Raw genomic sequence first — 12,879 nt, 5'->3', positions numbered from 1 at the left:
TTACCTCCGTTGAAATAACGCCATAGTTTCGATATGCCCTGTATGAGGGAACATATTCATTAGCCCTATTTTATTAAGTTCAAAGCCGGCTTGCGAAATAATAGCGCTGTCACGGGCTAAAGTAACAGGGTCGCAAGAGACATATAAAATCGCTCTAAACTGCGTTAATGGAAGCTGCTCTAAAACTGCCATAGCACCAGTGCGAGAGGGGTCGAGTACTAAAATATCTAACTCTTTATTAAACCACGGCGCTTTTTTAATACTCGTGGTTAAATCAAAACAATGAAATTGGGTATTTGTAATAGAGTTAGTGTGCGCATTTTGCGTCGCTAATGCAACCGCCGAAGTAACGCCTTCAATTCCTGTTACTGTTTTAGCCTGCTTTGCTAACACTAAAGAGAAGTTACCAATACCACAAAATAAATCCAGTACATTTTCATCACCTTGTAATGCTAACCAGCTCGCCGCTTGAATTAACATTGCCTGATTTACACTCGCATTGACCTGAATAAAGTTATTTAGTCCAAATTCAAATTTTATATCTAACTGATCAAGCTTATAAAATGGCATCGCTAAGTGGGCATGATCAATGGTATCGCTATCACTTTGCCACACTAATTGCCAATGATGCGCCGAGACACTTTGCTCAACAAACGCTTTATCTGTGGGCGAAATAGCTTTTGTATGACGAATAACAATAAAGTGTTGCTCATCTGCAGCGCATAACTGCAAATGACTTATACTGTGCAGCGCCTTATTATGATTAATTATGTTATCAAATACGCTAAATACCTCTGCAAATACGTCACTTAATACTGGGCAATGATTAATGCTAACAATACTTTTAGAGCCACGTGCTCTATAGCCTACCCGCATTTTTTTTGCTGCTTTGTCGAACATTACGGCAATGCGGGCACTACGTCGGTAATGCGTTGCTTGGCTTAGCAGCGGAGCCTGCCAGTTCAAATCAGTTAATTTTGCAAACTTGGCAAATAATTGATTTACCGCCGCTTGCTTTTCAACGACTTGTTGTGTGGCATCTAAATGCTGTAACTGACAACCACCGCATTGGCTGTAATGTTCACAAATGGGTGTGGTGCGATATTCACTGGCTTTGAGTATTTTAAGCGTGTCAGCTTGGCTGTAACGTGCTTTATCATCAACTAACTTGGCTTTTACTCGCTCATCAGGTAATGCCCCACTGACAAAACACACTTTATTGTTGTACTTAGCAATACCACGTCCGTGGTGATCCATTGCCGTTATATCAAGTTCAAGTGATTGCTGTTGAAGTGGTTTTTTCTTTGCTTTAAATATTTGTGCCATTAGGCATTACCTTAAAAGGTTGATGAATCACGTCTCTACCTAGATACTTTGAGAATAACTATGAGTATGTATATACTCACATTCAATAAAAAATGATAATAATGCTCAGATTATGACCAAACTAGGCTTGCGCGATTCTGTTTTAACACTCACCCTGATCCCCACAGTGATCATCGGGCTATTACTAGGTGGTTATTTTACAATAAATCGTTACATTGAGCTTGATGAAATTTTATATCAACAAGGCACAACGATTGCTGAACCTCTGGCTATTGCACTTGAACAGCCTTTACTGGAAAAAAATAAAAAACTGCTTAATCGCATAATTCGCTATACACACAACAAACACTCCCCTTCGATTAAATCGATTGCCATCTTTAATGATAACAACCAACTTATTATAACCAGTAATTATCATCGCTCATTCGACACTTTAATTGAGCAAACGCAATTAAATGGCTTTAAAGCCACCTATGTTCAGCAAAGTGAAGACTTAGTAACCTTTTTCACCCCTATCATTAACCATACAACCCCCAATAGCGACTGGAATACTTCTGAGTTCCAAACCTCGTTGGGCACCGTTGTGATTCAGCTTAACCGCGACAAAGCTGTTATTGGCCAACAACGTGCATTATTGGTCAGCGGTATTATTATTATTCTCGCCTTAGTATTAGCCGCTATTTTAGCGCTAAGACTTAGTCGGATGTTTATGACCCCACTTAATAAGTTAGTACTTGCTACCGACAGATTAATTGAAGGTAAAAGACAAACCGGATTAACTGAACCCATGAATGGCGAGTTTGAGTTATTACGTGAGGGGCTCAATACCATCTCGCATTCTATGGTGATGCAAAAAGATGAAATGCAAAAAAATATTGATCAGGCAACCAGCGATTACCGCGAAACGCTTGAACAATACGAAACACAAAATATCCAGCTCACCATGGCTAAAAAAGAAGCACAGGATGCTAACCGTGTTAAATCTGACTTTTTAGCTAAAATGAGTCATGAGTTACGCACCCCACTTAACGGGGTTATTGGATTTACCCGTCAGCTTTATAAAACGCCTCTGAATAAAAACCAAAAAGATTACCTTGATACCATAGAGCTTTCGGCTAACAGCTTAATGACTATTATTAGTGACATATTAGATTTCTCCAAGTTAGAAGCAGGAGCCATGGAGCTTGAGTCTATTCAGTTTCAACTGCGCGATAGCGTAAACGAAGTAATGACATTACTAGCACCTAGCGCACACGACAAACAACTTGAGCTTTCTATTTATATTAACCCTCAGGTGCCTGACCACTTAACCGGCGACCCCACACGGTTTAAACAAGTGCTGATTAACTTGTTAAGTAACGCAATTAAATTTACTGAAAAAGGCGCTATTAAAGTCGATATTAGCCATCGTTTATTAGATGAGGAGCAAACTTCCATTTTAGTGTCGGTTGCTGACACCGGGGTGGGTATTCCAGCAGATAAACAAGACGCGCTATTCACCGCCTTTGGTCAAGCCGACTCCAGTATTACCCGCAAATTTGGTGGTACCGGCTTAGGGCTTATTATTACTAAACATATCGTTGAAGCAATGAGCGGCCGTATTACTTTAAATTCAGCCCCTGGTAGCGGAACTTGTTTTACCTTTAATGGTGTATTTAGATTACCAAATCATGTATTTATCAACGATTTGCCTACCCAGTCATTAATTGGTAAACGTGTTCTTTATTTAGAGTCGCATAAGCATACTCATCACGCCGTTGCCTCATTATTACAAGAGTGGAAAGTCAGTGTCACTTCTTGCTATAACGAAACCGAATTTTTAGAGTGCATAAAAAATTCAGAGATCAATTTTGATATTTGTCTTATTGGTCACATGGCATCAGTTGACGATATGCAGCGTTTAAAAAGCTATGTAAAAGCGGTTAGGGAATCAACCGATTATTTATATTTAATGCTTAATACTGTATCACACAACATGCGCGAAGCCTTCATCGGCAGCGGCGCTGACGCCTGTTTGAGTAAACCTCTTAATCACCGAAAGCTATGTGAGTTATTAGCTGCGCCTTATCGACTCGACCATCCGGCACATAATATAGAACAGCATGAACAAACCCTGCTGCCGCTAAAAGTGTTAGTGGTGGATGATAATGACGCTAATTTAAAATTAATTTACACCCTGCTCAACGAGCAAGTTGAATTAATTGATACCACACATAATGGGTCACAAGCGTATAGTTTAAGCAAAAGCCATAAATATGATGTGATTTTTATGGATATTCAAATGCCTATAATGGATGGTATTACAGCCTGTAAACTCATTAAAGAGTCATCTTTGAATGAAGATACGCCTATTATTGCCGTGACGGCGCATGCACTTAATAGTGAAAAAGAACAGTTATTAAAAGATGGTTTTGAAGGTTATTTAACTAAGCCCATCGATGAAGATATGCTAAACCAGATTATTTGCGATCATAGCCCGCAATTACCAGTGAGTCGTGATAAGTCAAAAAGCACAGTTGAACATAGCCCTGCTCCTTTTGATAGCACTCGCCTTGACTGGACGCTGGCATTGCAACGTGCAGGCGGTAAAGCAGAATTAGCCAATGAAATGCTTAATATGTTACTGCTAAGCGTGCCCGAAACCCTGAACTTACTAAATCAAGCAATAAGCAGCGAAGATTGCCCTCAAGTACTTAGCGTTATCCATAAATTTCATGGCGCATGCTGCTATACAGGTGTACCAAAATTAAAAACATTGGCTGAAACGATCGAAACATCACTTAAAAATGAATGTACGCTTGAGAATATTGAGCCCGAGTTATTTGAGTTGCAAGACGAGCTTGAAAACTTACTTGTTGATGCCAACATTGATATCACTAATACATAAGCTCGTCTTTAATATTGTTAATTATAACTCTACGCGCGAGCTTCAAGCATTAAGCGTTTCATGTCACGAACCGCTTTATCTAAACCGTCAATGGCTGCGCGGGCAATAATAGCGTGGCCAATGTTTAGCTCATAAATCTCTGGCATCGCTGCAATTGGTTTTACATTGTGATAATGCAGACCATGGCCAGCATTAACAATCAAACCAATACTGGCTGCATATTTCACGCCTTGGCGAATGTGCTCAAGCTCTTTGGCGGTGTCTTCATCGTTGGTGGCATCAGCATACGCCCCAGTATGAATTTCAACATAAGGCGCACCACAGGCTTTTGCTGCGTCCAACTGCGCTTTATCGGCATCTATAAACAGTGACACTTTAATACCGGCTTGCGTTAAAGTTTTAGTTGCTGCGGCTATTTTATCAATATTACCCGCTACATCTAAGCCGCCTTCGGTAGTAAGCTCTTCACGTTTTTCAGGTACTAAACATACATATTCAGGCTTAACCTCAAGTGCAATAGCAATCATTTCATCGGTTACTGCGGTTTCAAGGTTCATACGTGTTTGAATGGTTTTAGCCATTACATACACATCACGGTCTTGAATGTGTCTGCGGTCTTCGCGTAAATGAATAGTAATGCCATCAGCACCGGCATGCTCTGCAACACTGGCTGCATGAGCAGGATCAGGATAAGAAGTGCCTCGTGCTTGGCGAAGCGTTGCAATATGATCTACGTTCACGCCTAGAAGAATATCTTTCATTTTTGTACCTGTGAAATTTGTTTATTGAGAGGCCGTAAATAATTCACGACTTTTTAATGGCTTGTTGCCCAACAATGGTTTTAATAAATAACGACTTAATTGCTTTGCCATATATAACACATCCGCTTGGCTAAAGTCATGATTTGCTATGGCATTGAGTTGTGAACCAGTAAACCCAGAACGCGAGTCGTGTTGCACCGCAAAGCCCACTTCTGCAAAGTAGCTATACGTTTGCGTGTCATCAATTGGCTCACCATCCGCATCAAAACTAAAATCAACCCCATAACCTAGTAGCTCTAGCAATTGAAACTCATAAGAGCGAAGCACTGCTTGCATGTCAGTCCCGCTATTAAGGTTTTCTAAGTGAGTTTTATAAAGTTGAAAAACCTGATCAATGGGTTCATTAATCGGCACAATTCGGTTGGTTAATTCATTTAAATAAAAGCCACAGTAAAGCTTATCACCGGTTAAAAATAACGGATTACCATGAAGCTCAAATTTATTGATGTACTTTAAATCGTATTTGCCATTGTAATGGACGAGTAAGGCTTGAAATGGTTGGAGTTGGGCTTTGTATTTAGTGGCCTGGCGGCCACTAACTCGTGCGAGCATTCTAAGCTGGCCAACGCCTTCTACTAGCATATCGAGCATTACTTGCGAGTCACTATATGGACGCCGATGTAATAAATAAGCTTTATAGAAATCGCTGTCCATAAACTATGCTGCGTATAAAATGTTAATCTTCACCGTAACCTAAGCTTCTTAAGGCACGCTCATCGTCAGCCCAGCCCGATTTAACTTTAACCCAAAGTTCTAAAAACACTTTATTTTCAAGCATTTCCTCTAAGTCTTTACGCGCTTCACGGCCGATTACTTTTAGCTTTTCGCCTTTGTTACCAATTACCATGCGCTTTTGCGTTTCACGCTCAACTAGTATCAGGCCATTAATATGCCAAATACCGTTTTCTTGCCATTTAAACTGCTCTATTTCCACAGTCACTGAATACGGTAACTCTTCACCCATAAAACGCATTAGCTTTTCACGGATAACTTCAGCCGCCATAAAGCGCATTGAGCGGTCAGTTACGTAGTCATCAGGAAAGTAAAATTCGCACGGTGGTAAGCGCTTAGTCACTTCTTCTTTGATCAGGTTAATGTTTTTACCCTGAGTCGCAGATACGGGCATAATACCGACAAAATCAAACTTATCGCCTAAAAACTTCATATGTGGAAGTACAAGGTCGCGATCTTTCACTTGGTCAATTTTGTTAATAACTAACAATACCGGCTTGCCACTTTGGCTTACTTTGTTAAGTACCATGTCGTCATCGGCATTCCAATGAGTGCCTTCAACCACAAAAATGATCAGCTCAACATCACCAATTGAGCTAGACGCTGCACGGTTCATTAAACGGTTAATAGCACGCTTTTCTTCAACGTGCAGGCCTGGGGTATCGACGTACACCGCTTGGTGCTTACCCTCAGTATGAATACCCATAATACGATGGCGCGTGGTTTGTGGCTTACGTGAGGTAATACTGACTTTTTGCTCAATAATTTCATTAAGCAGTGTTGATTTACCCACGTTAGGACGGCCAACAATCGCAACCATGCCACAAAATGTGTCTATCTCGCCTTCATGAGGCTGTATTAAGGTATCAAGATTCATTTTTAAGTATCTTCAATGCTTTTTCGGCCGCTTTTTGTTCGGCTTTACGCCGTGAGCTGCCAACAGAAATAATGCTATCCATTCCATCAACAATACATTCAACCGTGAATGTTTGATTGTGTGCCTGACCTTTAGTATCAACTACGGTGTAGCCTGGTAATGATAGCTTACGAGCTTGCAAATACTCTTGCAGCAGGGTCTTAGGATCTTTTTGGTTAAGTCCTGGTGAAATAGCATCTAAACGAGATTCATACCACGCTAAAATAAGCTCGCCGCAGCGATCAATGTCTGAATCTAAAAATACAGCGCCAATAATGGCTTCAACTGCATCCGCTAGGGTCGACTCACGTCTAAAACCACCACTTTTTAGCTCGCCAGGACCTAAGCGTAGGTAATCACCAAGCTCAAATTCAAGGCCAAATTCAGCTAACGTCTGGCCGCGAACTAAAGTCGAACGCATTCGGCTTAAATCACCTTCGCGTGCTTTAGGAAATTTAGCGTACAGTGCATTGGCAATGACAAAGCTCAAAATAGAGTCGCCCAAAAATTCGAGTCGCTCGTTATGTTGACCTTTGTGGCTGCGATGCGTCATTGCTTGCTCAAGTAACCCTTGATCAGCAAATGTATAGCCAATTCTTTTGTATAACTCTGTTACATTTTTTTTCATTGTTACTGAATATTACCTAGGCGTTCAAAACGAACACCAGTTGGAACCCATCCTGGTAAAATGTCATCTGGGCCATTATCAAATTCAAAACTCATCCATATAAAGACAGCTTTACCCACCAAGTTTTCTTTTGGTACAAAGCCCCAAAAGCGACTATCTTGGCTGTTATCGCGATTATCACCCATCATAAAGTAATGATCAGCTGGAACCACCCACTCATCCGCAGGTGTGCCCAATTGCTGGTAGTAACGCCCCTTACGTTCAGGCGATTTTGGGTTGATTAAAATGTCATGGTTAGTCGTGGTTAAATCTTCATTTAAACGCGCTAAATCCATTGGGCCTTGCTTAAATTCATTATCATTAATTAATTTAAAATCAATTTTATTGAATTCATTACAAAGAAGTGCGCCCTTTTGAACTTCACCTTCTTCGCATTTTGGTTGAATATATAAACGCTTATCACGATAAACAATTTTATCGCCAGGTAAACCTATAGCACGTTTAATATAGTCCACTCTCTCATCTAACGGGTATTTAAAAACAACAATATCGCCACGCTCTGGTTCGCTTACATCCACTAATTGGCTGCGCCATACTGGGTCTTTAATCCCATAAGAATACTTTTGCACTAAAATAAAATCACCCACTAATAAGGTGGGCATCATTGAACCCGATGGGATTTGAAACGGCTCAAAAATAAACGATCTAAAAATAGTGATAGCAGCAATCATCGGAAAAATCGACTTTGCTGTTTCAGTAATCATTGGCTCAGGCGCAATCAATGCTGCGGTTTCTTCATCAAGTTGACCACCGGCAGAGGTTTGAGCAATTGCTAAACGTTCCTGCCTTTTAGGGGCAAACATTAAGTGATCAATTAACCATATTAGACCTGAGCCTAAAGTTAATAACACCAATAAAACTGAAAAGTAGCCAGCCATTTATTATCCTTTATTTTTATTTACCAACTTTCAAAATGGCTAAGAACGCTTCTTGAGGCACTTCAACGTTACCAAGTTGCTTCATTCGCTTTTTACCATCTTTTTGTTTTTGAAGTAGTTTTTTCTTACGGCTCACGTCACCACCGTAACATTTAGCGATTACGTTTTTACGTAGTTGCTTAACAGTCGTTCGAGCGATTACATGTTGTCCAATCGCTGCCTGAATCGCAATATCAAACATTTGACGTGGTATAAGGTCTTTTAACGCATCAGCAAGCTGACGACCGCGTGATTGCGCGCTGTCGCGGTGAACAATAATAGCCAACGCATCTACACGCTCGCCATTGATAAGTATATCTACACGCACCATGTCTGAGGTTTGGAAATGCTTAAAGTTATAATCAAGCGAAGCAAAACCACGGCTTGTTGATTTTAGCTTATCAAAGAAGTCCATTACCACTTCAGCCATTGGCAGTTCATACGTTACTGCAACTTGCTTACCGTGATAACTCATTTTAGTTTGCATACCGCGCTTATCAACACATAAAGTGATTACGCTGCCTAAGTACTCTTGTGGAACTAAAATATTAGCTTCTACAACCGGCTCACGTATCTCTAAAATATCGTTTACTGGCGGAAGATCAGACGGGTTATCTATTTGTGTCGTGCCTTCTTTAGTCACTACCTCGTAAATAACCGTTGGTGCGGTAGTGATTAAATCAATGTCGTATTCACGCTCTAAACGCTCTTGGATAATTTCCATGTGTAGCATGCCCAAGAATCCACAACGGAAACCAAACCCTAACGCAGTTGAATTTTCTGGTTCAAAGAATAACGAGGCATCGTTTAAACTAAGTTTGTTAAGGGCATCGCGGAATGACTCGTAATCATCAGAGGCTATTGGGAACATACCCGCATACACCTGCGGCTTAATTTTTTGAAAACCAGGTAAGCGCAGTGGTGCCGCATTTTTTTGATGAGTAATGGTATCACCCACCGGTGCACCATGTATTTCTTTGATACCAGCAATAACAAAGCCTACTTCACCAGTGTGTAAAACACCGGTGTTAGTTTGTTTAGGCGTAAAAATCCCCACATGATCTGCGGTATGTACGTTCTCGTTTGACATGATTTTAATTTTGTCGCCCGCACGAAGTTCACCATGTTTGATACGCACTAGCGATACAACGCCTTGGTACGGGTCAAACCAAGAATCGATAATTAGCGCCTGTAATGGCGCATCTTTATCACCAACTGGTGGCGGTACATCTTTAACGATCATTTCAAGTACTTCAGCAATACCTACACCTGTTTTGGCGCTACATTGCACGGCATCAAGGGCATCAATACCAATAATGTCTTCAATTTCTTCGGCTACACGTAATGGATCAGCTTGCGGTAAATCAATTTTATTAAGTACCGGTATAACTTCTAAGTCCATTTCAATCGCGGTGTAGCAGTTTGCTAATGTTTGCGCTTCTACGCCTTGACCAGCATCAACAACGAGCAGTGCCCCTTCACAAGCCGCTAACGAACGCGATACTTCATAGGTAAAGTCAACGTGCCCTGGGGTGTCGATAAAGTTAAGCTGGTAAGTTTCACCATCATTCGCTTTATAATTTAAGGTTACACTTTGTGCCTTGATGGTAATGCCACGTTCACGTTCAATATCCATTGAATCCAGAACTTGCTTCTGCATTTCACGGTCGGTTAAACCACCACAAACTTGGATCAAACGGTCAGAAAGGGTCGATTTACCATGGTCAATGTGGGCGATGATCGAAAAATTACGGATATGCTTCATAAACTGGATTCTAAACTTCTATTTTAAAGGACTAAGGTCATATGCCTAAATAACTTGAAAATACTTGCTGTGTATTTTCAAGTTACTGTGGCATAAAAACGCAATTTTACATTTAATTGGCGTCAATCACCATCTATTTGAGTTAAAGGGAGGCTAATTGGATGAATTTTTATCACTTTTATCTCATGTCTTAATGATTTCACCCATGTTTTAGCAATTAAAAAGCCGGTGATGCCACCCAATATCGCGGCTAAAATTTGCCAGCCTTCGGCTAACAATATCAATTCACTGGCTATTAAAGCGAATATTAAACTCAAAAACAAAGGCAGCATGTAAACTGCAAAGGCATGCTTTACAACATGGCTATCATCCAATGACAAAGTTACTTTTTGGCCTATTTCTAACTGTGTTTCAAATTTATAAGGTAATGTTTTTTTGGCGGTACCAAATAACTTACTAAACACTTGTGAGCCACAACGTCCATTACAGCCTTCACAGGCCTGTTTTTGTTGGGCTTCTAAATGCGCAACGTGGCCACTAAGGGCCACGACGGTTAACGTTTGTTCAATCATAGTTTAGTTACTTATAACGCCCGCGATACAGACTCAGCAATGGCTTTGGCACTCATGGTTGGAATGTTTCCCACCACAGAGACATCAAAATTTCCGCCGTTGTGTACATAAATCGTAGTTGCCCCTGAGGTGAGGGCACCGCTTAAACGCTTACCCGGTAGTGGTCGTTGTACAAACACCGATACTTCAACAAACCCATCAGAAAATAAATAATAGTCTGTTAATTCATTATTTAAGTCGAGCTTATGCCTGTCTGACTTAAGTAATTCAAACCCCTCAGGTAACCAGCCAATAGTCCAGTTCATGGCATTCGCTTTAGTTTGTTCGTCAATTGAATTGGCAGGTAATGGGGTTGGAAAGTTACGATTAAGCACTTCTAATAATAAGTTTGCCGGTTGCTCAGTCACACTAATATGAGTGAGCTGTAATTGCTCAAGCGCTTCACCTTGATGATTAACATACGCCGCCTTTAATAATAACGACGACTCAGTATCAATCCATATCCAATAGTTGTATTTGTCTTCGTTTTTAGATTCAATTCGAACTAATTGCGCGGGACGCCCAGCAATACGGCCTTTACCACCAAGCACAAAATCATAATGCGTACTTAAGCGGTTAATATCTTTAAAAAGCACTTCAGGAATAGGGCCGGCAATTGAGTCGGTTGTTAACGAATACGGCTCTGATTGTGGCTCAAAATAGGTAACTTGGTTGTCAATGCGGATCATTTCAAGGCCAGCACCGTTGAGTAAACTCAAATGCTCAAGCTCAACGTCCCCCTGTTTAGCATGCACCCAACGGTAGGGCTCCATACTTTTGCCTTTAACAACAACAAAAGAGGCATCAAAATTACGTGTATGAACTGCACTGGCCATTTCAAGCAGTAAATCTTTAGCGGGGTTTGTGTCATTGGCAAAAGCATTAAAACTTAATACCAACGACATAACAAAAGTTATTACTTTCATCTAATTAGTTTTTTTCCTCTTGCGACGTTTCATCTGTTTTCGCAGTTTTCAACGAATGAGCCACACGTGCTTGACGCTGGTGTTCAAGTACTAGAGCGCCAATACGTTGCTGTTGAAGCTCTCGTAAGCCTTGCTCTGCGTTCTCTAGCGCCGGTGCTGATGAATAACTCACTGGCGATGCCATGCCGGTTAACGGCGTGGTTTGTAATAAAGGAATTTCGTTTTGCACAGCATCTTCACCTTGCGGCAAGGTGTTCACGCCAACAATAGTAAACATTGCCACGCTAGCTGCTATTGCTAACTGCGCAACCGGCTTGCGCCAATTAAACGCCACGACTTTGTTGTCGGCTTCAGTGCTTACCGGCTTTGCCACACTTTCAGACTGGCTAAAGTCTGCATAAACCGGCTCACTATCAAGTGCTAATGAAATGCGATCGCTAATATCAAAATCCATATTTTTGTTGTTTTCTTTAGCTCGCATTGCATCACCGATTAACGCGTAACGGCCAAATGTAGCTACATCAGCAGATGCAATCTCGGCATCATTTAATGCTTGCTCACCGTCAAGTAATGCTGATAACGATTCGTTATCTAAGCGGTTAACGTGTGCTTTTGTCATACTAAGACTCGCCTATTAATGGGTTTAATTTGTTATCAATTGCTTCACGGGCACGAAAAATACGCGAACGCACCGTCCCGACAGGGCAATCCATCACCACGGCTATTTCTTCATAGCTCATCCCCTCAATTTCTCTAAGGGTAATCGCGGTTTTAAGCTCTTCAGGCAAACTATCAATCGTATTAAAAATAACAGCGCGTACTTCTTCGCTTAATAGTAAATTTTCAGGTGATGCGTTTGAACGCATTGAATCAGCACCCTCATAAAACTCGGCATCGTCAGCATCTATATCATTTGCTGGCGGTTTACGCCCTTGAGCCACTAAGTAATTTTTAGCACAATTAACGGCGATACGGTAAAGCCAAGTATAAAAAGCACTGTCACCACGAAAATTAGGAAGGGCACGATACGCTTTAATAAACGCCTCTTGTGCTACATCAGCAATGTCACCCTTATTTGATACATAACGTGAGATCAAACCGGCAATCTTGTTCTGATACTTCTTAACTAATAGGTTGAAGGCGTTTTTATCTCCCTGCTGAACCCTTTTCACTAACGCTAAATCTAATTCCTGCTCGCTCATTCGAGCCGGTACTCCTCTGATTGATTCTTGCTTATTATTCATAGTGTCGCCATTGTTCACACCTACTCTGACCCTTAGATGAATAAAA

At 41.0% G+C, this 12,879-nt stretch carries 12 protein-coding genes; 1 reads left to right on the top strand and 11 read right to left on the bottom strand.

Features of this window, described 5'->3' with window-relative positions; all coding sequences use genetic code 11:
- Positions 1 to 1,326, bottom strand: coding sequence for a 23S rRNA (uracil(1939)-C(5))-methyltransferase RlmD (gene rlmD / locus BG00_RS07590; protein WP_036981637.1), 1,326 nt, complete (start codon positions 1,324 to 1,326; stop codon positions 1 to 3).
- 112 nt (positions 1,327 to 1,438) lie between these two features.
- Between rlmD and barA the strand changes: the two genes are divergently transcribed.
- On the top strand, positions 1,439 to 4,213 hold the full coding sequence (gene barA / locus BG00_RS07585) for a two-component sensor histidine kinase BarA (protein WP_036981635.1): 2,775 nt from the start codon (positions 1,439 to 1,441) through the stop codon (positions 4,211 to 4,213).
- A gap of 29 nt (positions 4,214 to 4,242) precedes the next feature.
- Here the strand turns inward: barA and pdxJ are convergent, their stop codons facing one another.
- From pdxJ to rpoE, 10 genes are all read right to left on the bottom strand, one after another.
- Complete coding sequence (gene pdxJ / locus BG00_RS07580) at positions 4,243 to 4,974, bottom strand: pyridoxine 5'-phosphate synthase (RefSeq protein WP_010387803.1); 732 nt, start codon at positions 4,972 to 4,974, stop codon at positions 4,243 to 4,245.
- A gap of 21 nt (positions 4,975 to 4,995) precedes the next feature.
- Complete coding sequence (recO, locus tag BG00_RS07575) at positions 4,996 to 5,688, bottom strand: DNA repair protein RecO (protein WP_013465631.1); 693 nt, start codon at positions 5,686 to 5,688, stop codon at positions 4,996 to 4,998.
- A gap of 22 nt (positions 5,689 to 5,710) precedes the next feature.
- Positions 5,711 to 6,643 carry a GTPase Era gene (gene era / locus BG00_RS07570; RefSeq protein WP_013465632.1) on the bottom strand — a complete coding sequence of 311 codons (933 nt, stop codon included), beginning with the start codon at positions 6,641 to 6,643 and terminating at the stop codon, positions 5,711 to 5,713.
- Complete coding sequence (gene rnc / locus BG00_RS07565; RefSeq protein WP_008466504.1) at positions 6,633 to 7,310, bottom strand: ribonuclease III; 678 nt, start codon at positions 7,308 to 7,310, stop codon at positions 6,633 to 6,635. The genes era and rnc overlap by 11 nt, the downstream gene beginning before the upstream one ends.
- 2 nt (positions 7,311 to 7,312) lie before the next feature.
- Entirely contained in the window at positions 7,313 to 8,248 is a 936-nt protein-coding gene (gene lepB / locus BG00_RS07560; protein WP_013465633.1) for a signal peptidase I, read from the bottom strand.
- Positions 8,249 to 8,264: 16 nt separating this feature from the next.
- Entirely contained in the window at positions 8,265 to 10,052 is a 1,788-nt protein-coding gene (gene lepA / locus BG00_RS07555; protein WP_036981632.1) for a translation elongation factor 4, read from the bottom strand.
- A gap of 122 nt (positions 10,053 to 10,174) precedes the next feature.
- The gene (locus BG00_RS07550; RefSeq protein WP_013465635.1) at positions 10,175 to 10,624 is read right to left on the bottom strand and encodes a SoxR reducing system RseC family protein; all 450 of its coding nucleotides are present in this window, start codon (positions 10,622 to 10,624) and stop codon (positions 10,175 to 10,177) included.
- 11 nt (positions 10,625 to 10,635) lie between these two features.
- Positions 10,636 to 11,589, bottom strand: coding sequence for a MucB/RseB C-terminal domain-containing protein (locus tag BG00_RS07545; RefSeq protein ID WP_036981629.1), 954 nt, complete (start codon positions 11,587 to 11,589; stop codon positions 10,636 to 10,638).
- 4 nt (positions 11,590 to 11,593) lie between these two features.
- Positions 11,594 to 12,208: a sigma-E factor negative regulatory protein gene (locus BG00_RS07540; protein ID WP_036981627.1), complete on the bottom strand. Its 615-nt coding sequence runs from the start codon at positions 12,206 to 12,208 to the stop codon at positions 11,594 to 11,596.
- 1 nt (position 12,209) lies between these two features.
- On the bottom strand, positions 12,210 to 12,791 hold the full coding sequence (gene rpoE, locus BG00_RS07535) for an RNA polymerase sigma factor RpoE (RefSeq protein WP_036983401.1): 582 nt from the start codon (positions 12,789 to 12,791) through the stop codon (positions 12,210 to 12,212).
- Between the last annotated feature and the right edge of the window lie 88 nt (positions 12,792 to 12,879).

This window comes from Pseudoalteromonas sp. SCSIO_11900, assembly GCF_000576475.1.
In the GTDB taxonomy this organism is placed as follows: Bacteria; Pseudomonadota; Gammaproteobacteria; order Enterobacterales; family Alteromonadaceae; genus Pseudoalteromonas; species Pseudoalteromonas tetraodonis.
Note: the sequence above shows the minus strand (reverse complement) of the source record. Positions and strands in the feature narration are given on the sequence as shown.

Excerpts from the sequence above, each read along its gene's own strand:
- recO (WP_013465631.1), bottom strand. The coding sequence starts at position 5,688 with ATGGACAGCGATTTCTATAAAGCTTATTTATTACATCGGCGTCCATAT.
- pdxJ (WP_010387803.1), bottom strand. The coding sequence starts at position 4,974 with ATGAAAGATATTCTTCTAGGCGTGAACGTAGATCATATTGCAACGCTT.
- rlmD (WP_036981637.1), bottom strand. The coding sequence starts at position 1,326 with ATGGCACAAATATTTAAAGCAAAGAAAAAACCACTTCAACAGCAATCA.
- lepB (WP_013465633.1), bottom strand. The coding sequence starts at position 8,248 with ATGGCTGGCTACTTTTCAGTTTTATTGGTGTTATTAACTTTAGGCTCA.
- BG00_RS07540 (WP_036981627.1), bottom strand. The coding sequence starts at position 12,208 with ATGACAAAAGCACACGTTAACCGCTTAGATAACGAATCGTTATCAGCA.
- era (WP_013465632.1), bottom strand. The coding sequence starts at position 6,643 with ATGAATCTTGATACCTTAATACAGCCTCATGAAGGCGAGATAGACACA.
- rpoE (WP_036983401.1), bottom strand. The coding sequence starts at position 12,791 with ATGAGCGAGCAGGAATTAGATTTAGCGTTAGTGAAAAGGGTTCAGCAG.
- BG00_RS07545 (WP_036981629.1), bottom strand. The coding sequence starts at position 11,589 with ATGAAAGTAATAACTTTTGTTATGTCGTTGGTATTAAGTTTTAATGCT.
- lepA (WP_036981632.1), bottom strand. The coding sequence starts at position 10,052 with ATGAAGCATATCCGTAATTTTTCGATCATCGCCCACATTGACCATGGT.
- BG00_RS07550 (WP_013465635.1), bottom strand. The coding sequence starts at position 10,624 with ATGATTGAACAAACGTTAACCGTCGTGGCCCTTAGTGGCCACGTTGCG.
- barA (WP_036981635.1), top strand. The coding sequence starts at position 1,439 with ATGACCAAACTAGGCTTGCGCGATTCTGTTTTAACACTCACCCTGATC.
- rnc (WP_008466504.1), bottom strand. The coding sequence starts at position 7,310 with ATGAAAAAAAATGTAACAGAGTTATACAAAAGAATTGGCTATACATTT.